Raw genomic sequence first — 22,456 nt, 5'->3', positions numbered from 1 at the left:
CATGCCCGGAACCGGCAGAACCGCGCGCGTCCTCCTGCTCGTGCTCGCCGCGGCGTGCGGCGCGGACGGCCAGCCCCGGCGCGACGCGAAGGCGCCCGCGCGCGCCGACTCGTCCGCGAAGGCGGCGGCGCATGGCGACAGCGCGGCGGCGGGCGGCGGCGTCCGCGGCGGGCCGCGCATCCCGCGGCCGGACTCGCTGCGCGCGCTGTACGTGAACGGCTGGGCGGCCGGCTCGCGCTCGCGCATGCGCGACCTCATCGCCATCGCCGACACCACCGAGATCAACGCCTTCGTGGTGGACGTGAAGGAGTCCGACACCTATCTGACCTACGATTCCACCGGCATCGCCCTGGCGCGCGAGATCGGCGCCGACCAGCGCCCCGCGTCGAAGTGGATGCCCGCGCTGCTCGACACCCTGCGCGCGCACGGCATCTACCCCATCGCCCGCATCGTCGTCTTCAAGGACCGCATGCTGGCGGAGCGGAAGCCCGAGCTGGCCATCCGCACCACCGGCGGCGCGGTGTGGAAGGACAACAAGGGGAAGCCGTGGGTGAACCCGTACGACCGGCGCGTGTGGGACTACAACCTGGCCATCGCGCGCGAGGCGCTGGACATGGGGTTCCACGAGGTGCAGTGGGACTACGTGCGCTTTCCCGACGTTACCGACGCGGTGCGCGCGACCATGGCGTTCCCCGGCTCCGGCGGAAAGTCGCGGTGGGAGAACATCCGCGACTTCATCCGCTACTCGCGCGAGCGGCTGGCGCCGTACCGCGTGCCCGTCAGCGCCGACATCTTCGGGGTGATGACGAACGTGGAGGACGACATGGGGATCGGGCAGCTCTGGGAGGAGGTGGTCCAGGCCGCCGACAACCTGCACCCGATGGTCTATCCGTCGCACTACTACGCGGGATACTACGGCTTCCGCGCCCCCAACGCGCACCCGTACGAGGTGGTGCGGATCGCGCTGGAGGATGGGGTGCGGCGTGCGGGCTTCGTCGCCGGGCCGGGGCGGCGGACGGCGGAGATCGCGCCCTGGCTGCAGGCCTTCACCGCCGACTACCTGCACGACGGCATCACCTACACCGCCGGCAGCGTGCGCAACCAGATCCAGGCGACGAACGACGCGGGGCTGAAAGGGTGGATCCTCTGGAACCCCGGCTCGAACTACCAGCCCTACGTCTCCGCCCTGCGCCCGGAGCGCGGCGGCCCGTCGGCCCTCGAGCGGGGCGGCTGGCGGCCGATGCGCTGGCAGGTGCCGCACGACCGCCTGAGCCGCGCCATCCTCCGCCGCGAGGCCGCCGCGCGCCGGCAGACGGACACGGCAGCGAAATCTCCCTCTCCACCCACGACCGCGAAGCAGTGACGGCACCGGGCGTGCGGGGATGGGTCCGTCCGCGTTGATGCGATCAATGGAGACGGACCTGCCGGTGGGGCGCGATGCGAAGGATCGGATGGGCGATGGCGATGGCGGCGATGGCGGCGGCCGCGCTGGCGTGCGGAGATTCGCAGGCGGCGCAGAAGCCTGAGAAGCCGGACAAGGTGGCCGAGAAGCTGGCCGCGCAGGCCCAGCGCAAGCCCGCGGTGCCGACGTCGGGGCTGGTGTTCTCGCCGCAGCCGGAGCGGCCCGAGGAGCAGGAGCCGCAGGCCTACATGCTCGACTACTGCCAGCCGCCCGAGGGCGGCCGCGACCGCACGCCGGTGCCGCTCGCGGGGCCGTTCCCGCCGCCCATCCGCACCACGCTCTTCTACCGCGACACGGCCACGCTGCTGCAGCCCGCCTTCCGCTGCGCCATCCGCGACGAGGACGACTGGACGGAGATCTCCGTGCTCGGCCGGCTGACGGTGGACAAGACCGTGCTGCTCGACTTCGGCCGCGAGATGATCCTGCTGGCCGGCACCGGCGCCAGGACCAGCGGCGGCTACGACGTGCGCTTCGACAGCGTCGTGATCCGCCGCGACACGATGTGGGCCTTCGTCGGCAACCAGTCGCCGCCGCCGGGCGCGGTGCTCGCGGCGGAGGCGTTCTCCGCGGCCGAGGTGCGCCGCGTCCCGCGCTTCACCGGCCCCATCGTCTTCGTCGAGGAGACCATCCCGCCGCTGCCCAAACCCGTCCCCATCGGCGAGACCAGGAAAGATCCTCAAAAACGAAAGAGATGAAATCACACAGAGGGAACGGAGGAAACGGAGGACCGCGATGAGTTCCTCCGTTTCCTCCGTTCCCTCCGTGTTATCCAATTCTTTTGGGGATGATCACGCCGCGAAGAAGCGGGCGATGCGCTCGATGCCCTCGGTGAGCGCATCGGGCGTGGCGACCCAGGAGAGGCGCAGCCACCCCTCGCCCGCGCCGCCGAACGCGATCCCGGGGATGGTGACGACGCGGTGCTCGTCCAGCAGCCGCTCCGCCGCGCCGAGCGAGTCCCCCGCCCAGCGCTCCGGCAGCCGCACGAAGCAGTAGAACGCGCCCTCCACCGGCGCGTGCGCGATGCCGTTCCTCGCGAGCGCGTCGAGCAGGAGCGCGCGCTGCTCGCCGTAGAGCGGGCGGTGCGCGGCCAGCGTCTCCGGGCGGCGGAAGATCTCCAGCGCGACGTGGCTGGAAAAGGTGCTGGCGGCGGTGTTCACCAGCTGGTGCACCTTCGTCGCCGCGGCGATGGCGTCCGCGGCGCCGATCAGCCACCCGAGCCGCAGCCCCGTCAGCGCGTTGCTCTTCGACAGCGAGCCGGCGACGAGCGCGTGGGGATACAGCTCCGCGATCGATGCCGGCCGTTTGGGCGTGTAGTGGAGCTCGCGGTAGACCTCGTCGGTGAGCACCCAGACCGGATCGCCGGGACGCGTGGCGAGCCCGTCCGCCAGCGCGCGGAGCTCGCCCTCGGCCCAGACGCGGCCGGTGGGATTGCACGGGGTGTTGAGGATGATCATCCGCGTGTGAGGGCCCAGCGCGCCGAGCACGAGGTCCGCGCGCGGGCGGAAGCCGTCCGCCGCATCGAGCGGTACGGTGCGATGGCGGATGCCTTCCAGCGCGCAGAGCTTGGGATACGCGAGGTAGCACGGCTCCACGATCAGCGCCTCGTCGCGCGCGGGGTCGAGCACCGCCTTGATCGCGAGGTACAGCGCCTCCTCCGAGCCGATCGCCACGCAGACGTTGGCCGCCGCGTCCATGCCGGGGAACGCGAAGTAGCGCGCGATTGCCTCGCGGAGCGCGAGGTCGCCGGCGTTGGCGGTGTAGGGGAGGCCCTCGTCGCGCACGCGGGCCAGGGCGGCTTCGAACGGCGCGGGATCGGGCCGCAGCGTCGGCTCGCCCAGCCCCAGGTCGATGTCGCCGGGGCGCTTGCGTGCGTTGATCGCGCGAATGAGCGACGGGGCGATGCCGGCGAGGAGGGGATTCATCTACGCGGTGATTGGATTTGGTGCTCGACGCGGGATCGCGCCCTCTCCGGCCGGCTCAGGCCGTCCACCTCTCCCGTACCGGGAGAGGTAGGGGTGAGGACATCGTCGACGGCGGCGGGCATTCGTGCTGCGCGCGGTGGCCCCCTCCCCCGGCCCCTCCCCCGCTGCGCAGGGGCGGGGAGCACTCAGCGTGGGGATGTATGTCGGTGGTAGCGGCGCGCCCACGTTTCATTTGCTCGCGGGCGATCACCCCTGCACTTCGAAGAACCTGCGCAGCGCGCCGTAGCAGAACTCCAGCGACGCGACGGAGCACCACTCGTTGGCCTGGTGCGCCTGCGAGGTCTCGCCGGGGCCGAAGTTCACCGCGGGGATGCCGTTCGAGGTGAAGCGCGCCACGTCGGTCCACGCCTGCTTGGGGCGCACCGTCAGCCCCTCGCTCAGGCGCCAATCGCGGATCAGCGGGTGGTCCAGGTGCACCTCGCCCGACGGCGCGCAGTCGTCGATCTCCACCACCCCGTCGCCGCCCACGATCGCGCGCAGCTCGGCCTCGGCCTCCTCCGCGGTCGTGCCCGGCGCGAAGCGGACGTTCACGTTCAGCGTCACCGCGTCGGGGACGACGTTCTTGGAGTTCGCCGTCAGCACCTGCGTCACCACCATCACCTCGTAGAAGGTGAGCTCGCCGAAGGTGACGGGGCGCCGCTCGAGCGCCGCGAAGCTCTGCAGCAGCGGGATCGCCCGGTAGACGGCGTTCTCGCCCTGCCAGGGCCGCGCGCTGTGCGCCCGCACGCCGGCGACGGTGATGGACGCGTGCATCGTTCCCATGCACCCCGGCTGCAGCCCCATGTCGGTGGGCTCCAGGATGAACGCGAAGTCCAGCGGCGGCAGCACGCCGCTGTCCAGCACCGGCTGCAGCCCGTTCTCCTCGCTGGGCCCCTCCTCGGCGTCGTAGAAGATCCACACCGGGCGCACGCCCTTCAGCTCGCGCCAGCGCTCCAGCAGCACCAGCATCACCGCGCACCCGGCCTTCATGTCGCTGGCGCCGCAGCCGTACACCCGCCCGTCACGCACCGCGTAGTCCTGCAGCTCGGCGCATTTCACCGTGTCGAGGTGGCCGACCAGGACCACGGCCGGGAGCGACTGCCGCTCGTCCGCGCCGACGCAGGGATCGCAGACGATGGAGTTGCCGATGCGCTTCACCGCGTCGGCGCCCGCCGCAGCCACGCAGCGGTGCTGCACCCAGGTGGCGATCTCCGCCTCGTGCCTGGTCTCGCTGGGGATGCGGCAGAGCTCGAGGGTCAGGCTCGCCAGCTCGTCGGCGATGGCGGACGATGCCGGCGCGGCGATGGTCTCGCTCACCCTACACCTGCACGCTGAAGGTGCGCAGCACGTCGTTCAGCGACGTCTTGCGGTCGGTGGACTCCTTGCGCTGGCCGATCAGCAGCGCGCAGGGGACGTGGAAGGTGCCCGCGGGGAACTCCTTCGGCATCGATCCCGGGATCACCACCGAGCGCGCGGGGATGCGGCCCTTCGTCACCACCGGCTCCTCGCCCGTGACGTCGACGATGGGGGTGGACGCGGTGAGGACGACGTTCGCGCCGAGCACCGCCTCCTCCTCCACCACCACGCCCTCGACGACGATGGAGCGCGAGCCGATGAAGCAGCCGTCCTCGACGATCACGGGCGACGCGCCGGGCGGCTCCAGCACCCCGCCGATCCCCACGCCGCCGGAGAGGTGCACGTTGCGCCCGATCTGCGCGCACGAGCCGACGGTCGCCCAGGTGTCCACCATCGTGCCGCTGCCGACGTACGCGCCGATGTTGACGTAGCCGGGCATCAGCACGCACCCCGGCTCCAGGAACGAGCCGTAGCGCGCCACGCCCGGCGGGACGACGCGGATCCCCTGCTCCTCGAGGTTCGTCTTGGTGGGGACCTTGTCGAAGAAGCGCAGGTCGCCCGCGTCCACCGGCTCCAGCGGCCGCATGGCGAAGTAGAGGAGGATGGCTTCCTTGGCCCACGCGTTCACCGTCCACCCTCCGTCCGTCTTCTCGGCCACGCGCAGCTCGCCGCGGTCGAGAAGGTTGATGACGGTGTCGACGGCCTCGCGCGCCTCGTGCCGGTCCAGCAGCGACCGGTCGCGGTACGCCTTGCCGATGATGCGCTCCAGCTCCGTCCGCTCCAGCATGCCTCGTCTCCGCCTTGCGACTGTAGGTTCCGCCCCGTGATGAAGGCGGCGGAACGTAGCCGGACCAGGGAGGGGAGACAAGCGATTCCACCCTTGAACTCCACGTCCCGAGACCGACACGCGGAGTTGTTGCAATTTCATATTGTGTCTGATATTGTGATGCAACCCGCTGGATGGCGGGCCTGTATCACACCCTTTCGCGGGAGGCGTCGATGGACCGCAAGCTCAAGCTCACGGTGGAAGAACTCGAGGTGAAGACGTTCGAGACGAGCGAGACGGAGGCGCAGGTCGGCACGGTGAATGCCAACGTATTCATCACGCAGCTGCCCGGCTGCGTTCCCGGGTGCAACACGCGGCTGACCTGCTCGACCAACCTCTGCTGAGCGGACCGGCGGGATTGCAGGAGAACGAAGCCCGCGCGGCACGGATGCCGCGCGGGTCGTTTCGTTGTCGAGTGACGGCCGATTGGGGTCGGTACGGCTCGATACTGCGTGAGGGATGCGCGCCCGGAGGGCCGGGACGCCGCCGCGCGTGCACCCCTCGCCCGCGGATCGCGCGGATGATCGGCGCGGCGGGGGCCCGGCGCCGTTGGCCACAGTCGTATCGTGGCCTACGGCGCGCGCAGCCCGTTTGGGCGTCTCAGCGCCCAACACGCCCAAACCCCGCGGTGCAAAGAAAGCGAGGGGCCGCTCCCCAGCCTGGAGAGCGGCCCCTCGATCATCCCATCGTTCAGCGAACCATCACTGCCCCGGACCGCCCGGCATCCCGGGCTGGTCGCCGCCGGCGGGCTGCTCCGGCTGCTGCTGCGGCATCCGCAGCCGCGGAGGCCGGCCGAAGTTGTAGCTGAACGACAGGTACACCGCCCGCGCGTTGAACCGCCGCAGCTGCTCCTGCGAGTACGACGACGAGCTGGCGGTGAAGGAGAACCGCATGGCGTCGAACGGGTCGGCCACGCGCAGGTTCAGCGACGCCTTGTCGCTCAGCTTCTGCCGCACCGCCACGTTGGCCATCCCCATCGACCCCAGGCGCCCCTGCTCGGTGTTCGTCGCGGGACGGTAGAACTGGAACCACTGCACGTCGGTGCTGGGGCTCAGCTTGAAGTTCAGGCTGGCCCGCGCCGTCCAGGTGAACACGTCGGCGCCCAGCCCGCTGGACACGTTGCTGCCGTCGGTGACCATCTTGAACGCGCTGGCCCCCACGAAGCCGCTCAGCCGCCCCAGCCGCAGCTGCAGGTTGGCGTCGGTGCCGTAGCTGTTGGCCGTGGCCAGGTTGGCGAAGGTGGCGGTGTCGACGCCGTCGCTGCCGAACGCCTGGTAGCGGCGTACCGCGTTCACCGTGTGGCGGTAGAAGGGCGTCACCGTGAGGCTGCCCATCGACGTGGCGTGCGTGAACGACGCCTCGTAGGCGTGCGTGTACTCGGGCTTCAGGCCGGGGTTGCCCACGAAGATGTTGTTCCGGTCCTGCACGAAGGGGAACGGGTTCAGCTGGAACGTGGCCGGGCGGTTGATGCGCTTGCTGTAGCTGAACCGCACCTGGTCCTTCTGCCCCACCTGCAGCGTGGCCGCCGCGCTGGGGAAGAGGCTGGTGTAGTCGTTGTCGAACGACTCGCCCGAGGCCAGCCGGAAGGTGGTCCAGGCCCGCTCCAGCCGCAGCCCGCCCTGCACCGACAGCTTCGGGGTGATGGTCTGCGTCAGCAGCCCGTAGCCCGCCTGCACGTTCTCGTCGTAGGTGAAGTCGTTCTCCAGCCGCAGCGACAGGTCGGGCACGCCGCCGAAGATCGAGTCGACCGTGTAGTCGTTGGCCAGCCGGCGCAGGATCCCCTTGTACCCCGCCTCCAGCCGCGTTCCCGTGGACAGCTGCCGGGTGACGTCGGCCTGCCAGTCGAGCTGGCGGTTGACGCTGTTCAGGTCGTTGCGCGAGTCGCCCGCGAGCAGCGCGGGCGCGATCGTGCCCGGCATCGTCTGGAAGGCGTTCAGGAAGTGGTCACGCGAGCGGTTGAAGTGCGCCTGCGCCGTCCACTCGTTGCGCTGGGGCTGCAGCGTGCGCTTGAACGCCAGCAGGTAGTCCGTCGACAGCCCGCGCGCGCGGCCGGTGGTCAGCAGGTCGTAGTCGCCCGTGGTCACCTGGTCGGCGTCCATCCAGCGCACGCCGCTGCCGCTCTCCTGGTTCCCCAGGCGCTTGTTCAGCATGAACGCCGAGGAGAGGACGTTGCGCGAGCCCAGCTTCAGCTCGCCGTTGCCGTTGAAGGTGTGCGACTGGTTGAGGAAGTCGCCCGTCATCACCTGCTCGATGTAGTTCTGCGGCACGCCGCCGACCAGCGCCGAGCGCAGGCTGTACCCTTCGGCGTCGCGCGCCTCGCGGTTGAAGCCGTAGCTGCCGAACAGCGTCAGCGGCCCGCGCTGCGTGCCCAGGTTGCCCGACGCGTTGTAGCGGCCGCCCGTGCCCCCGCCCAGCGTGAGCCCGCCGCTGGTGCCCAGGTCGGTGTTCTGCTTGAGGACGATGTTCAGGATGCCGCCCATCCCGTCGGGGTCGTACTTGGCCGAGGGGTTGGGGACCACCTCCACGCGGTCGACCAGGTTGGCGGGAAGCTGCTTGATGAAGTTGGTCAGCGCGTCGCCGGTGAGCGGCGCGGGGCGGCCGTTGATCTGGATGGCCACGTTCTGGTTGCCGCGCAGGCTGACCTTGCCGTCGCCGTCCACGTCCACGCCGGGAACGTTGCGCAGCACGTCGGTCGCGTTGCCGCCACTCACCGCCGGCATGTCGCGGGTGGAAACCACGGTGCGGTCGGGGGTGGAGACCACGGCCGCGCGCTCCGCCGTGGCGGTGACGCCGGCCAGCCCCACGGCGCCGGCGGCCAGCCGCACCGTTCCCGCGTCGGCCACGGCCTGCGGACCGGTGACGGCCACGCGGCTGACGGTGGCCGTGTTGTAGCCCAGGCGGCTGACGCGCAGGTAGTACGTGCCCGGCCGCACCCCCTCGATGCGGAACGAGCCGTCCGCGCGCGCCACCGCGCCGGTGACCAGCGACGAGTCCGCCGCGCTGCGCACGGCGATGCTGGCGCCGCCCAGCGCCGCGCCGCTCGACGCGTCGCGCACGGTGCCGTGGATGGTGCCGCCGGCCTGCTGCGCGCCGGCCGCCATCATCCCGGCTCCGCCGGGGCGCGCGCCCGACGGCGGCGGGCCCGCGGGCGCGCCGGTCTGCTGCGCCTGCGCGGCGGTCGAGACCGCCACCAGCGCCAGGGTCATCAGGGTACCACCGAAGCGGTTCATCATCAGATCGGTGTCAGGGGATTCGAGAAGAAGGTCCAGGCGCCGGTGCGCGTTCCGCCCGGGAGCGTGTCCCGATGCGGCCGGGCGATGCGTGCCGGAACGCTCCTTTCAGATACGTGTCCGGCGGGGATGGTTGCATGGCCGCCGGCCCCGTGTACGCGGTGCCGGACGGCCGGGTTTCCCCCGGCGCGTTAGAATTCTCTAAGGATTTCGCCGCGGTGCCACTGCGCGTGGCACGAACGGCGGGACGCGTGGGACGAACGGCGCTCCGCGCGGTGCGAGCGTCCTCCGCCCGGAAGAACGCGACTCCGGCCGTCGCCGCTCGCGCGGATCGACGGCCGGAGCCAATTGGGTCCGTAAAAGATAACACCGCCCCGCGTTTTCGCCAACCCGTTGCCCGACAGCAAGTTGTCGCGGCCGGTGACGTATGGGGATCAAACGAAAACGGCCGCCGCGGAGATCGCTCCGCGGCGGCCCGCGAGTCAAACGGAACTGCATCGCCTTCGCATTTCGAGGCAACGACCTCGCTTCCGGGACCGGAAAGGCAGCTAGAGTTCTCCCCCCGCAACCATGCACGAGTAGAGCGACGCGCTCTCGGGGGGCCGCAGCGAGGGGCACTCGTCGAGCAGGCGCGGAAGCGGGAGGCCGGTGCCCTGATGCAGCAGCGCAAGGTAGGCTGCGAAATGGCGTGGTTCGTATCCTGGGTCGGGCCGAGGGATGGGTTCGCTCTCCGGGTCGTGATGGTTGATGGCGATCCGGACTTCGCCGCCGGTGGCGGGCACGGGGGGGAGCTCGCGCACGAACGACCCGTTGAAGCGGTGCACGGCCCACCTGAGCTCGCTGGCATCGGGAACGGTTGCCGACCACAGGACGTGGTCCGTCATCGCCTCCTCCCTCGTCCCGATCCTCCAGCAATCCCGTTCCGCTCCCGGGGTGAGGCTTCCATCGGGAAGCAGGGCTCGCGCGCGCAGGTTCGAATTCGGATTGGGCCCGACATGGCTGCCGTGGACCGGCCTGACGTAGCCCGCCTTCAGGTTCGCAACTCCCGCTGGAAGTGTGGTCGGACCGCCGTTTCCCGGCAGATTGAGGAACCGGAGCTCCTCGCCCTGCTTCAGCGTCTCGGGCGTTCCGTTGAACCTGATGTCCAGGTCGTGTTTTGGGACATCAGGACGGGGCGTTTTGGGAAAGAGCACGAACATCTCCGGGTGGCCTGGCGACGGCCGGACGAAGAGACACAGGCCGTGAAAGGTCACGTTCAGCGTAAACTGCGGCATGTCCAACTCCTCTGGAAACCATGTCAGAAAAACGGGCATCCTCAGCCAGGAACACGGTCTGCGTTTGGCCAGCCCGGAAAAAGCGCCGAGAAAGTGCAGGCGGACGCTGGGGTCACGGCTCCAATTCCCCCGCCGCGATCATGCAGGAATAAAGCGTGGCACTGAGTGCGGGAACAAAGCCCTTCAACTGCTCGTCGCAATGACCCGAACCCACGAGCGTAGGAGTTTTTGCGTTGTTGCTGCCGATCAGCTTGTAGAAAAAATCGAAATGCGGGGCCGGAAGACCGGGGAATGGTGGCTTGTCCGGCATGAAGTGCACGTGGTGAACATCAACGGAAATGACTCCGCTGCCGTCGGCCACAAGCTTCGTCCAGCCGTTCGGAACGCCTGAACCAAGGTCGGAAGTGGACCATTGTACGGTGCTTCCGATGAGATCCCAGGTCCACTCGACGTAGTCCGTCATGGTGACCCGTTTCTCCTTCTCCTCCCCATCTTCCATGTACTTGATGCTCCAACAGGCAAGCTCTCCGATGTCGGTGACCTCCCCTGCCAGAAGGGCCACGCGCGCCTGGAGCTTCAGCTTGTCCGGCGTGTTCCCGACATGGTCCTTGGGGACGAGCTTCTTGGCGGGGTCGGTGATTTTGGGGACCCCGTCGCCGAACGTCAGGACCGCGAGGCCGTTCGTTACGCCGTCGAACAGCAGGTCGTGCTTCACCAGAGGGACGATCCGGCCGCCGAGCTTCGGAGGATCTTCCTGCTTGCGATCATAGCGCATGAATGCGTGGTGCTCATGCGGACCGCCGCCAGTCGCCGGCATCAGGACGTGTACAACGTCGTTGCCTTGAGGGGCGAACATGCAGAGGCCGTGAAAGGTGATCTTCAGGCTTGGCATCGTACAGTCCTTTCGAGAAGGGAAGGGACCAAATCCTTCAGGAGACGGGCAATCGATATAGAGGGACACGGGGTGGGATGTGACTGGCCGCGCCCTGGCATGTGCGGGTTCGAATCCTTCGCGTACCAGGCGTCACGAACCCGAGTACCGGAACGCCGCCCAGGCCGCGGGCGAGCGGAGCGCGGCGTCGGGGCTCGCCAGCATTCGCAGCTGCGCGGTCCTGAGTGCCTGCGACGCGTCTCCACTGGTGCGGTAGGCGCGGTGGAACTCCGTCACGAGCGGGCTCGCCAGCCGGTCGTCCACCTTCCACAGCGTGCCGATCACGCCGCCGGCCCCGGCCCGCATCAGCGCGGCGGTGAGGCCGGAGAAGCCTCCGGACCGGCGGTCCTGCGCGCGCTGCGTCTCGCAGGCGGAGAGCACCACCAGGCGCACCGCGTCGAGCCGCAGCATCTCGATGTCCGTGGCGGTCAGCCGTCCGCCGCCCATTCCCGCTCCCGGTGCGAGCGCCAGGAACGACTGCTCGGGGCGCTCGTCGTCGAACACCGCGTGCCCGGCGTAGTGCACCACCGCAGCCTGACCCATCGCGGAGGTCACTGCCTCGGGAGTGGCCGAGTCGCCCGAGATGATGCGGGCGACGGGATAGGCCGCCGCGATCGAAGCGGCCTCTCGCGCGGCGGTCGGCAGCGGTGACAGGTCGGCTGCGCGAGCCGCCGCGTCGCCCGGCTCGATCACCAGCGTCCGCCACCGGGGCGCATCGGAGCGCGCGACCGTACCGAAAGCATCGTGAAGCGTCGCGGCGAAGCGAAGCGTTCGATCCTGCACCAGGTATCGTCCTTTCGGCCCATCACGCAGCGCCGCGAACGGTATGGCGGCGATCTCCCCGTCAGCCACGATGACGATCTCGGCGCCGGGTCCGTCTGGCAGACCGCGCAGCGGGCGCATGAGCAAGCCGTACAGGAACGCCAGGTCCTCCGCGACGCTCTCCTCGTCGGCTTCCGCCTGCAAGGCCGCGCTCACGCGCCGGGTGGTTTGCAGGAGCCGTTCGCGATCGACCGACGTCCGCGTCAGCCGCACTCCGGTACGATCCACCACCCAGGACAGGAGCGTGTCACCGATCAGCGCGTACTCGATCCCGGCCTCGCCGCCTCGTGGCAAGGGCAGGGTCGCGGCCGTTCCCGCGCCGCGGCCGAGGGGCGCGAACGCCTCGCGCCCACGCTCCAGGTAGGCGAGCGCCCGCTCAGGGCTCGACGTGTTCACCTGCAGCATCACCATGCGGTCGAAGACACCGCGGGCGAGGTCGGCAAGGGACGCGCGGAGCGAGCCGCTCCGGGCCACGGCACGCAAGCTGTCGACGAGGTAGATCACGCGCTCCAGATCCGCCGCCGCCGCGGTGGGATCGCCAATGCGGAGCAGCGCGTCCGCGCGGGCGAGCCGGGCGGCGGCCTCTCGCTGCACCGTCTGGGTCGATGCGGGCGACGCCACCACCCGATCCAGCGCGTCGGCTGCCCTGCGCGGTGCGGTTTCTCCCACCAGGCGCGCCTCGGCAAGGCGAAGGTCGGCCTCGGCCCAGGCCTTCTCTTCCGGTGCGAGCCCGGCGATCCGGGTCCTGGCAGAATCCACGTCGGCCCGGGCCTCGACCGTCCTTCCCGCCGCCGACAGCAACTGCGCGCGGGCGAGCAGGGCCTCCACGGCGTAGATGGGGATTCCCGTCCTTCGTCCCACCTCCAGGCTCTCGTTCTGCAGCAGGATGGCGGTGCGCGGCAGTCCGGCGGCCGCGGAAGCGGTTGCCGCCACCTGCAGCTGGTTGTGCAGCCACCTCGAAGCGCGGTACGGCCGCAGCGTTCGAAGTGCGCGGTAGGCTTGCTCGTATCCGCCGAGGGCATTGCCGGCCGCGAATTCTACCTCGCCCTTGAGGTACTGGACCGTGCCTTCGTTCTCCGACTCACCCGCGCGGGCGAGGAAGCGCGCCGCGGTCTCGTAGGCTGCCCGCGCGCCCTCCAGGTGGCCCGCCTGGTTCAGCGTCGTGCCGAGCATCCAGTACGCTCGCCCGGCCAGGGCGGCCGCGCGAAGGGTGTCGCAGCCGGCCGCAACCCCGCGCATCACCCGTTCGCCCGCCGCCTTGCGGCCGCCGTAGACGAGGGTGGCGGCGTGGAAGAGCGAGGCCCACTCCCGCAATGCCGGCGAAGCGGCCGGCGACGAGGCGGCTCGTTCCAGCCAGGGTGCGGCTTCCCTGCGGTTTCCCGCGTCATAGAGCGCGCGGCCGCGCGCGTAGTCGCGGTGTGCCTCCGCAAGCGGGCGCAGTTGCTGACGACTGTGTTCGTGGACCCGGATGAAGCGCACGGCGTCGGCCAGGGTCGCGTCACGCCCGCCGCGCTCGAGGGCGCTGCCGATCATCTCCGCGGCGCGAAGGTGCGCCTCGGCGCCAGCGTAATCGCCGCGCTGCACGGCGTCTGCCCAGGCTCCCAGCTCGCCGATCCACCCTCGTGCCGCCTCCTCCTGGGGCGATACGCCGCGACCCGATGTGCGGGCGGCGGCGAGCCCGCCGGCCCACCGACCCGATTCGCGGCCCCACCCGGAGACGGAGTCGACGGCGCGATAGGCGGCCCACGCTCGCGACGCCTCTCCGTCGACGCCGAGGCGTGTGAGCGCGTAGGCCAGGTTCCACCGGGCCGCAGGGTGCCCGGAGTCCGCCTCCAGCGCGCGCGAGGCCGCCTCCACCGCCTCCAGGAGGTTGCGCGGAGACTGCCTCCGCTCGGCGCGCACCAGATGGGCCGCGGCGAGGTCGGACAGCGCATCGGCCGGGGCGTCGGTGAGGAGCGCCACCGACTGCAGCACGGAGATGGCGCGCTCGAGCGCAGGGTCGCCCGCGGAGAGAAGGTCGCCGAGCGCGACCACGTGCATGGCCGTGGGGTCGGCACCCTGCCGTACCCGCGCCTTGGCGCGGCCCACGGTTCGGCGCAGCCGCGCGGAAGGGGTGTCGGCGGGGCATTCCGTCATCGGGACGCCCGGATCAGGCCCGTACACCTGGCGGCACGTCCGGTATTCCACCTGGATGGAAAGCCGCGGCCCGAAGCCACGCGTGACCCCTGCGCGCGAGAGCGCCTCCATAAGCTCGGCCGGCGCGGGCGGCCGCGTGGAGCCGTGCAGCCACATCGCGGCGCCGCCTGCGGCGAGCAGGAGCGCAGCGACGATTCCGGCGAGCTGCAGGGAACGGGAGCGCATCGGGAGGGGGGATGGACCGCCGCGCGAACGACCGGCCGCCAGCTCCGCACGGACAGGAGCCAGCCGGAAGGATGGATGGAAACTGATGATAATGCCCCCGGACCGCCGACGTAAAGGAACCATGACGGAAAGCCTTCCCCGTCATCGGGGTGGCGACGGAGGTGCGGGAAACGATGCGGCCGCCGCGGAGATCGCTCCGCGGCGGCCGCCCGACCGTTCGGTGATGGCGATCCGTCAGGGCGCGCGCTGGATCACGCCGCAGGCGATGCGGGCGCCGGAGTTGCCCGACGGGTCGGTCCGGTAGTCGTCGACCTTTTCGTGCACCACCAGCGCGGCGCCGTCGGCGTCCAGCAGCTCGGACAGCCTGCCGCCACGCGTGGTGCCGGCCGCGGTCACCGTTCCCGCGGGGCCCACGTTCAGGTTCCCCAGGTCGCCCGCGTGCGGGCCGGCGGGGTTCAGCGTGCCGTGCTGCTTGCTCGACGGGTTCCAGTGCGGCCCGGCGGACTCGAACGGCGGCGCGCACTGTCCGACCGCGTGCACGTGGAAGCCGTGCTCGCCCGGTGGCAGTCCGGTGATCGCGCCGCTCACGGCGATTCCGTCGGCGGCGTCGGTCAGCGTCACCGTGCCGAGCTCCTTCCCCGCCGCGTCCTGCATCACGGCCGTGGCGGTGACTGTGGTGTCGCCGACCGCGTTGGTGGTGTCGCGCACGGTGTCGCCCGTGATCCCCGCCACGGCCGAGTCGATGGCCGGCGCGGCGGCCGTCTCGTCCGGCCTGTCATCCCCCCTGCACGCCGCCGCCGCCAGGCAGCAGCAGACGATCGCGCTCGCGTAGCGCATCTCCCCCTCCCGATCCTCGAGGTTGCCGGTAAGCAACGCGCGCCGCGGCGCCCACCGCGGGCGCCCCGGCGCGCACGCCGGGATGCGAGGATTGTACCGGAGGCTACGCGTGGCTTACGCGCTCGCGCCTGCCACGTCCTTCCACTCGATGCGGTAGCGGCACACCTGGCCGCCCTTTGCGCGGCACTCGTCCTCGACGATGTAGACGCCTTCCGCGCCGCACATCTCCAGCGCGCGGCGGTACCAGCCGACCACCGTCAGGCAGTCGGGCACGCTGAAGGTCTCGGCTTCGTACGTGGTCATCACCCCCGAATGGTCGCCGGTCTGCTCGTAGGTGCGCCGGCCGGTCTCGTAGTAGAAGCCGTAGATCTGCGGCGCCTTGCCCAGGAACACGTGCGGCCGGCCGGGGCTGAGGAACTGCTTGTGGAGCGTGGTCAGGTTCGCGTCGGCCGAGGCGGCGCCCAGCCGCTCGAACACCTCGCTGCGCCCGCCGGCCAGCACCTCCACGATGGCCGCGTCCAGCCGCTCGCCGATCTCGAACGGGTACCACTTGACGGTGAGCACCGTACGCAGCGCCTTCTGGTCCTCGTCCGGGAGCGAGCCCACCACGCGCTCCACCCCCTCGCGCCCCCAGTGCTGCTCCACGAACCCGAGCCGCGACTTCAGGATGGTGCCCTTGATCTGTTGCATGGGGGTGTCTCGGGAGCAGGTGTGGCAGGGGGGAGGTCTTGCAGACGGCGTGATCCCAGTGTGTATTCCTGCCTCGGCTGGGTCAAGCACGACGATGGTGGCCGCTGTCAGGCAGGTGCGTCGGCGTGAATCGACAGGCGAGCGGCGGCCGAGCGGAGATCCTGCTCGAAGCGGTCGAGATGGGCGAGGGTGTAGAGGCCGTCGATGGAACGGCGTTCCCACAGAGCGTAGATGCGGCGCAGATCGGATTGGCGGCTCTTCCAGCCGATCCCATCGATCACGGCGAACACAAACTGATGCGGTAGCCGGGCGTCTGCCATCGCCACGATCTCTCGCACCGCGTCGCTGAGCTTGCTTCCCGTCGAGTTGAAGCCTTTCATCGCGACGACGATCTGCGCCTGATCTCCCCCGGCGGGAACCGCCAGGTCACAGGGGGCGGATGCGCCACCCCGTCCATTGAACTGCGTCCGCAACTGCATGGGCAGGCCAAGGCGCCGGACGACGGCCTCCACCTGATCTTCCAATCCCCTCCCTCTGCCGATGGCGCCGGATGCGCCGCGCTGCGACCACAGGTAGCGCTCGAGCAGAACATCCTCGAACGTCCAGCTTCGCTGCATCTGCTCCCCGAGCCGCGCGACCAGCCCGAACGCGTCGAGGGTGTCGACCAGTTCTGAGGGATTCGTCCGCGCCAGCTTGCTCCAGCTACTGGTTCCCATCCGGTGTCTCAGCTGATTCTTCAACATCTCTCGCGTGAGTCCGGCGACCGTAGCGAGTACAGGTACCGAGTCCGGATGTCTCGACATGAACTCCGCGATCGAATCGCGGGTCGGTTCTCCCGCGACCCGCAGCTCCTCGACGAGCGAATGGATCCGTTCCTGGAGCTCGGGGTTTTCCCGTACCACTCGCCCCAGATCGGCGAGCGATGAAAGCAGATCGGAAAACGAGATGGCGGAGCTCACCAACGGCTACCTTCCCACGAAGACGAATTCCTGGACGACCCTGCGCTTGGCCGCGGCGTGCGTACCAAACGAGTAGCGATGCGGGATCGTATGGACATCCACCCTCTGCTTCTCTGCCGCGAGAAGCTCATGGACCTCGTCCTGCCCCGGAACGGAATTGGAGCTGTACGACAGTACGATGATGCTGTCGCGGAAACGATGGAACAGATCGGTGAGTGCGCTCCGGATCGTGCGCTTGTAGGCGAACGGAGTAAATCGCTTCTCGATCTTCTTCGTGGCGGTGCGCTCCATGATCTTGAGCCCGCGCCAGTAGACCGAGAGCCCTTCGAGGAAGTGGTAGCGCTTGATGTAGTCGCTGTCGTCTCTCGGCGGCGCGTACGGCGGATCGAAATACACCAGATCGAAGCCCTTCGGGTCCAGCCCGGCGGCATCCCCGCAAATCACGCGGTTGTCCCGCCCGTTGTCGAACACGGCATTATTCAGATCGCGAACGGCTTCGACGAAGAGGTCTCGCAGCGGCGTGCGCAGGTTTCTACGGCCGTCGTCGTAACGGAAGTCGGTGATGGTGAACACGCCGCGCGGCTGCTTCCGTGCCGCAGCAAGGCAGAGCGCGGAGATGGCGAGGTCGCGCTTGTATGGGGGCAGAGCGTCGATGTGCGACCACGCGGCATCCAGGAATGCATGATCTTCTGCAGGAAAGTAGAGTCCCTCGAAGGTACGGGTGATGAAGTCGCGGCCATCCTCGCTCGGTGAAAGCAGGTACTCCAGATCCTCCCGCTCCAGGCGCACGTGGCTGTTCTCCACCAGGGCGCGGGCCACGGTGGAGGGGAAGCTCAGGAAATCGTTCGCGACGACTTCCTTCCCCATCTCCTTCAGCGCGTACGCGACCACGCCGCTTCCACTGAATGAATCGAGCGCGCGATCGAACTGCAGGTCCGCAAAGATCCCCGCGAGGTGGGGGACCACGCGGTACTTCGATCCCATGTAACGCAGCCGCGGATAACGTTGCGTACGGGGTGTCGATGCCAGCAGCGCCGCGGTGGCATCCAGCCCGAGATCCAGCGCCAGGTCCATCTTCGCTCCCTTCGCTGAACAACCACGGGCCTCCGGCAGTCGCCGGAGGCCCGCCTGTCAGTACCTCGTCATGTCTGGTGATTCCCGCTTCACCCGCACTCGCTGAAGCCGCAGACGTGGCACTTCATGCAGCCTTCGGCGAACTCGAGCTGGCTCTTGCACTCGGGGCAGGTGCCCATGAAGGTCTCGCCGCCGTGGTAGTCGAGCGTCAGCTGCGGCGGGCCGGCGGCCTCCGTCAGCGGCGCCACGCCCATCGCCAGGTCCGCGGCATTCTCCGTCTGCACGATGGCCTCGGGGAAGGCCTCCTGCTGGATCCCCGCCTTCTCCTGCTCGCGCAGCCCGATGGCCTGCGCGATGGCGTCGGGCACCGAGTGCACCTTGTTGGCGCCGAAGCCGATCGCCTTGTCGGAGCTGATGCCGCGCAGCTGCGTGTAGACCTCGTTCACCGGGATGCCAAAGCGCAGCGCCAGCGAGATCAGCCGTCCGATGGCCTCCACGTCGGCCATGGCCACCGAGCCCGCCTTGCCCAGGGTGGCGAACACCTCGAACGGATGGTTCTGGTCGTCCTCGTTGATGGTGACGAACACGTCGCCCAGCGGCGAGGTCATCTTGCGCGTGGTGCCGCGCAGCACGCCCGGCCGCTTGCGCTTGTGCCGGCGGATCTGCGTCTCGCGGAACTCGGCCTGCTTCAGCTCCTCGCGCAGCCGCGCCACCTCGCGCTCCAGCTTGGCGCTCCGCTCGAACGCCTCGGCCGCCTTCGCGCGCACCTCGGCGATCTCGGCGGCCTCGGCCTGCTGCTGCGCCGGCGTCTTGGTGGCCCCCGTCGACAGCACCTGGTTGTCGCGGCTGCCGTCGCGGTACACGGTGATTCCCTTGGCCCCCAGCCGGAACGCGAGCTCGTAGATCTCGCGCACGTCCTCGACGGTGGCGTCGTGCGGGAAGTTCGTCGTCTTGCTGATGGCGCTGTCGCAGTACTCCTGGAAGCCGCCCTGCATCCGCACGTGCCACTCGGGGGTGGTGTCGTGCGCGGTGACGAACGCCTTCTGCACGGCCGGCGGCACCTCGGGGAAGTGGATGTGCCCCTCGCGGGCGATCCGCTCCATCAGCGCCTCGCTGTACCACCCCCCCGCCTGCGCGGCCGCCACGAAGTCCTCGTTCACGTCGGGCATCATGGCGCCGGCCTGGTTGCGCATGAAGGCCACGGCGAAGAGCGGCTCGATCCCCGAGCTGCAGCCGGCGAAGATGGAGATGGTCCCCGTGGGCGCCACCGTCGTCACGTTGCAGTTGCGCAGCCGGCGCAGCGGGCGGATGCGGTCGCCGTTGGGTGCGCGGGCGCACGTCTCGTCGGGCCCCCAGATCGACTGCTCCCACTCGGGGAAGGTGCCGCGCTTCTCGGCCAGCGCCTCGCTCTCCTTCTTCCCCTCCTCGTCCAGGAACTCCATGATCCGCCGCCCGATCTCCACCCCCTCCTCGCTGTTGTAGGGGACGCCGAGACGGACGAGGAGGTCGGCGAAGCCCATCACCCCCAGCCCGATGCGGCGGATGCGGTGCGCCAGGTCGTGGATCTCCGGCAGCGGGTACTGGTTGGCGTCGATCACGTTGTCCAGGAAGTGCGTGGACAGCCGCGTGACCCGCCGGTACTCCTTCCAGTCCACCCGCTCGTACCACGGGCTGTCGGCGGGCACGTCGTCGCGCACGAAGGCGCCCACGTTCACCGAGCCCAGGTTGCACACGTCGTACGGCAGCAGCGGCTGCTCGCCGCAGTTGGCGGAGACGACGCCGGTGAAGGCCGCGCCCGCCTCCACCGCCTGCGGGTCCGCGACGACGTAGGTGTGCACGTCGTCGACGGTGCCGTTGTACACGTCCGCGCGGCCCGCCAGGCGGACGGCCACGACCTTGTGGTTCCCCACCCCCGCGGCCGCGCGCTCCTGCAGGCGGGCCACCGAGTAGGCGCGCACGCTCACGCCGCCGCGCAGCTCGCCGGCGGGGATCTTCTCGCCGTTCAGCCCGATCCAGTTGTGGTCGGGGGTGCAGCGCACGGTCAGCCCGCTGTCGAACTCGATCTCGATCACCTCCACGTCGCGCCGCGTCAGGCGGGGACGGCGCATCCAGCGGATCACCGGCGCCTGCGCCAGGCGGTCGAAGGCGTAGACCAGGACGTCGTCGCCGCTGGCGGCCAGCTCGTCGAAGCGGCGGGGACCCTCGACGGTGAGCACGCGGGTGTCGCCGGTGAGGCAGGGGTTCGTCGCCTCGTACGCGCCCAGGTGGGGGACGGGGTTGTAGAAGTTCGCGCGGTCGATGAAGAACACGCCCGGCTCGCCGGTGCGCCACGCGTTCTCCACGATCTTGTCGAAGATGGCGCGCGCGTCCTTCGTCCCCACCACCTGGTTGTCGTGGGGATTGACCAGCTCGTACGCCTCGCCGCGCTCCACCGCGTTCATGAACGCGTCGGTGATGGCCACGGAGATGTTGAAGTTGGTGATCTTGGTGATGTCCTGCTTGCAGTCGATGAACTTCTCGATGTCGGGATGGTCGACGCGCAGGATCCCCATGTTGGCGCCGCGCCGGGTGCCGCCCTGCTTCACCACCTCCGTCGACGCGTCGTAGAGCGACATGAACGACACGGGGCCGCTGGCCACGCCCGTGGTGCTGCGCACGTGGTCGCCCTCGGGGCGGATGCGGCTGAACGAGAAGCCGGTGCCGCCGCCCGACTGGTGCACCATGGCCATCGACGTGAGCGTGTCGTAGATCCCGCTCTGCCCGTTCGACAGCTCGTCTTCCACCGGCAGCACGAAGCAGGCGGAGAGCTGGCCCAGCGGGCGCCCCGCGTTCATCAGCGTGGGCGAGTTGGGCTCGAACAGCCGCCGCGTCATCAGCCCGTAGAACTCGCGCGCGAGGGCGACGATCTCGTCCTCGGCCGCGCCGTAGCCGCGGTCGGCGCTGGCGATGGTGTAGGCCACGCGCCAGAACATCTCCTCCGGCTCTTCCGTCGGCTTCCCCGACTCGTCCTTCTTGAGATACCGCTTGGCGAGCACGATCCGCGCGTTGTCGGAGAGCTCGGCCCGCGGCAGGTCGGCGGGGGGTGCGGCCACGGGGGTGTCGGCCACGGACGGAACGGCGGTGGGAGGGTTCATCGAAGCGTCCTCTCTGGTTGCGGGCACTGGACCGCGGGTTCTGCTGCCGGCGCGCTACGCGCTGTGGAAAAAGCTCAAAACGCCTTGCGGCGCCTACGATTACGCTGTGGAAAACTCTCGGGGAAGTACTATCTGTAGCGGGAGCAGCAAGGTAGTACCCCAAGATATAGGGGTCAAGGGTCTTTGTAGGCTCCGCAAACGTTGTACCTGCGGCCACGGATCTCCATCTCCTGATACACCACACCGGCCGCTTCCGGCGGCGAAAACCCGCCCCGCGCGCGGGAGATCGCCCCACCGCAGAGTGATACAAGAGAGCGATGAGAACGGCCACGCGGCCCCGGAGTGTCACGGGGCCGCGTGAAAGAGGTCAACAGACTGTATCCAGCCGATCACGTTCCGGCGCGGTGGTCCTTGTCCTCCTCGGGGCGCCGGTCGTACATGCTGGCCTCGTCGATGGTGTGCGGCTGCTCGCCGCCGGGCGCGTGGTCGCGGCCGTGCGCGTTGGCGGGCATGGTCGGCACGTCGTCGGGGTTCTGCGACGACTGCTGGACGGGCTGCCCCTGCGCGTTCACGTCCACGTGCGGCGGGTGGCGGCGGGAGCCCTCCGCCGTGCCGCGCTCCTCGCGCGGACCGGGGCCGCCGGGGCTCATGCGCCCACCCCGCGGTCGCGCGGGTCCTCGCTCCCCTGCTCCTCGCGCTCCCTCGGCGATTCGGAGGCCTGCATCCCGCCGCCGTGCTCGCCGTGGCCCTCGCGCGCGTGGACGCCGGAGTCGTGGCTGGGCTGCGGGTGGTCGGGGTCGAAGAAGTGCTGTCCGGGCCCGCCGCCCCCGCCCACGCTGCCGGCCACCCGCTGCTTGTCGCGGGTCACGGTGTCGTCCTCGCCCGACTTCCCCTTACCGACCTCGGGGAGGTTCTTGTAGTCCGACGCGCCCGCCTCGCCCGGCGCGATCTGGTACTGGTCCGGTCGCTTCCCAGCCATCGCTCCTCCTCTGGATGTGCTTGCCCGCACTACAGTTGCGGCAATGCGTGGCTTCACGATCCGTGCCGGGGCGGGATCGCACGTGGAGCAGCACGGCGGCCCCGGCGAACGAATCGCCGGGGCCGCTGTGTGTTGTCGAGCGCCAGGTTTACGAGATCGAGCGGAAGACGTCGTCGTCCGTCGAGAATCCCGCCCTGCGGGCCTGCGGCATCACGCGAGACCGCAACGCGTCGAACTTGCGCTCGGCGACGTACTGCTGAATCGCGCTAAGGAGGAGTTCCTCGCGCGTCATCCCATCGGCTCTCGCGAACGACTCCAGGTCGGCCGCGAGCTGGTCGGTCAGGGTAAGGAATAGGGTCTCGCTCATCTCGCCTCTCCATGGGCAGCCGAAAGGTAGGTAATATTGACTCCGGGTGGAGAATCGGTGCGTCCGACCGAATCGCGTGCCGCCGCGGTTATAGATCCTTCGGCCTGCAAGTGATTGCGCAGACGCTGCTTACGGTCTGGCCGGCCTCAGGATGACGTCAGCCTGGGATCGGGATGGATGCGTCAACCAATCC

Annotated in this window: 18 protein-coding genes; 3 read left to right on the top strand and 15 right to left on the bottom strand. The window is 69.7% G+C overall.

The window, feature by feature from the left end; genetic code table 11:
* Position 1: 1 nt before the first annotated feature.
* Both VF092_14755 and VF092_14750 read left to right on the top strand, forming a co-directional pair.
* On the top strand, positions 2 to 1,363 hold the full coding sequence (locus VF092_14755) for a putative glycoside hydrolase (protein HEX6748555.1): 1,362 nt from the start codon (positions 2 to 4) through the stop codon (positions 1,361 to 1,363).
* A 74-nt stretch (positions 1,364 to 1,437) separates the two neighbouring features.
* Positions 1,438 to 2,157: a hypothetical protein gene (locus VF092_14750; protein HEX6748554.1), complete on the top strand. Its 720-nt coding sequence runs from the start codon at positions 1,438 to 1,440 to the stop codon at positions 2,155 to 2,157.
* 93 nt (positions 2,158 to 2,250) lie between these two features.
* Here VF092_14750 and VF092_14745 read toward each other — a convergent pair whose 3' ends face one another.
* From VF092_14745 to VF092_14735, 3 genes are all read right to left on the bottom strand, one after another.
* Positions 2,251 to 3,384, bottom strand: a complete 1,134-nt coding sequence (locus VF092_14745) for a pyridoxal phosphate-dependent aminotransferase (GenBank protein ID HEX6748553.1) — start codon at positions 3,382 to 3,384, stop codon at positions 2,251 to 2,253.
* A gap of 246 nt (positions 3,385 to 3,630) precedes the next feature.
* The gene (gene dapE / locus VF092_14740) at positions 3,631 to 4,740 is read right to left on the bottom strand and encodes a succinyl-diaminopimelate desuccinylase (protein ID HEX6748552.1); all 1,110 of its coding nucleotides are present in this window, start codon (positions 4,738 to 4,740) and stop codon (positions 3,631 to 3,633) included.
* A 1-nt stretch (position 4,741) separates the two neighbouring features.
* Complete coding sequence (locus VF092_14735) at positions 4,742 to 5,566, bottom strand: 2,3,4,5-tetrahydropyridine-2,6-dicarboxylate N-succinyltransferase (GenBank protein HEX6748551.1); 825 nt, start codon at positions 5,564 to 5,566, stop codon at positions 4,742 to 4,744.
* A gap of 212 nt (positions 5,567 to 5,778) precedes the next feature.
* On the opposite strand from VF092_14735, the gene VF092_14730 reads away from it, so the two are divergent.
* A complete protein-coding gene (locus VF092_14730; GenBank protein HEX6748550.1) occupies positions 5,779 to 5,949 on the top strand; it encodes a hypothetical protein in 171 nt (56 codons plus the stop codon).
* Positions 5,950 to 6,306: 357 nt separating this feature from the next.
* On the opposite strand, the gene VF092_14725 is transcribed toward VF092_14730, so the two are convergent.
* From VF092_14725 to VF092_14670, 12 genes are all read right to left on the bottom strand, one after another.
* On the bottom strand, positions 6,307 to 8,835 hold the full coding sequence (locus tag VF092_14725; protein HEX6748549.1) for a TonB-dependent receptor: 2,529 nt from the start codon (positions 8,833 to 8,835) through the stop codon (positions 6,307 to 6,309).
* Between the two features lie 548 nt (positions 8,836 to 9,383).
* Positions 9,384 to 10,109 (bottom strand): hypothetical protein, encoded by a 726-nt coding sequence (locus VF092_14720; GenBank protein HEX6748548.1) that lies wholly within the window; start codon positions 10,107 to 10,109, stop codon positions 9,384 to 9,386.
* A gap of 112 nt (positions 10,110 to 10,221) precedes the next feature.
* Positions 10,222 to 11,001, bottom strand: coding sequence for a hypothetical protein (locus tag VF092_14715; protein HEX6748547.1), 780 nt, complete (start codon positions 10,999 to 11,001; stop codon positions 10,222 to 10,224).
* Between the two features lie 132 nt (positions 11,002 to 11,133).
* Entirely contained in the window at positions 11,134 to 14,223 is a 3,090-nt protein-coding gene (locus VF092_14710) for a CHAT domain-containing protein (GenBank protein ID HEX6748546.1), read from the bottom strand.
* Between the two features lie 234 nt (positions 14,224 to 14,457).
* Positions 14,458 to 15,060, bottom strand: coding sequence for a superoxide dismutase family protein (locus VF092_14705; GenBank protein HEX6748545.1), 603 nt, complete (start codon positions 15,058 to 15,060; stop codon positions 14,458 to 14,460).
* 114 nt (positions 15,061 to 15,174) lie between these two features.
* Positions 15,175 to 15,750: a TIGR02265 family protein gene (locus VF092_14700; protein ID HEX6748544.1), complete on the bottom strand. Its 576-nt coding sequence runs from the start codon at positions 15,748 to 15,750 to the stop codon at positions 15,175 to 15,177.
* Between the two features lie 107 nt (positions 15,751 to 15,857).
* Positions 15,858 to 16,709, bottom strand: a complete 852-nt coding sequence (locus VF092_14695) for a hypothetical protein (GenBank protein ID HEX6748543.1) — start codon at positions 16,707 to 16,709, stop codon at positions 15,858 to 15,860.
* Between the two features lie 6 nt (positions 16,710 to 16,715).
* Positions 16,716 to 17,783, bottom strand: a complete 1,068-nt coding sequence (locus tag VF092_14690; GenBank protein HEX6748542.1) for a DNA adenine methylase — start codon at positions 17,781 to 17,783, stop codon at positions 16,716 to 16,718.
* 89 nt (positions 17,784 to 17,872) lie between these two features.
* On the bottom strand, positions 17,873 to 20,917 hold the full coding sequence (locus tag VF092_14685; GenBank protein HEX6748541.1) for a ribonucleotide reductase N-terminal alpha domain-containing protein: 3,045 nt from the start codon (positions 20,915 to 20,917) through the stop codon (positions 17,873 to 17,875).
* Positions 20,918 to 21,306: 389 nt separating this feature from the next.
* Positions 21,307 to 21,567: a hypothetical protein gene (locus tag VF092_14680; protein HEX6748540.1), complete on the bottom strand. Its 261-nt coding sequence runs from the start codon at positions 21,565 to 21,567 to the stop codon at positions 21,307 to 21,309.
* Positions 21,564 to 21,896, bottom strand: a complete 333-nt coding sequence (locus VF092_14675; protein ID HEX6748539.1) for a hypothetical protein — start codon at positions 21,894 to 21,896, stop codon at positions 21,564 to 21,566. The genes VF092_14680 and VF092_14675 overlap by 4 nt, the downstream gene beginning before the upstream one ends.
* A gap of 148 nt (positions 21,897 to 22,044) precedes the next feature.
* Entirely contained in the window at positions 22,045 to 22,263 is a 219-nt protein-coding gene (locus tag VF092_14670) for a hypothetical protein (GenBank protein ID HEX6748538.1), read from the bottom strand.
* Positions 22,264 to 22,456 lie beyond the last annotated feature (193 nt).

Origin of the sequence: Longimicrobium sp. (assembly GCA_036377595.1) — a bacterium.
Taxonomy (GTDB): Bacteria; Gemmatimonadota; Gemmatimonadetes; order Longimicrobiales; family Longimicrobiaceae; genus Longimicrobium.
The sequence above is the reverse complement of the archived record's forward strand: the minus strand, read 5'-3'. Positions and strand labels throughout refer to the sequence as shown.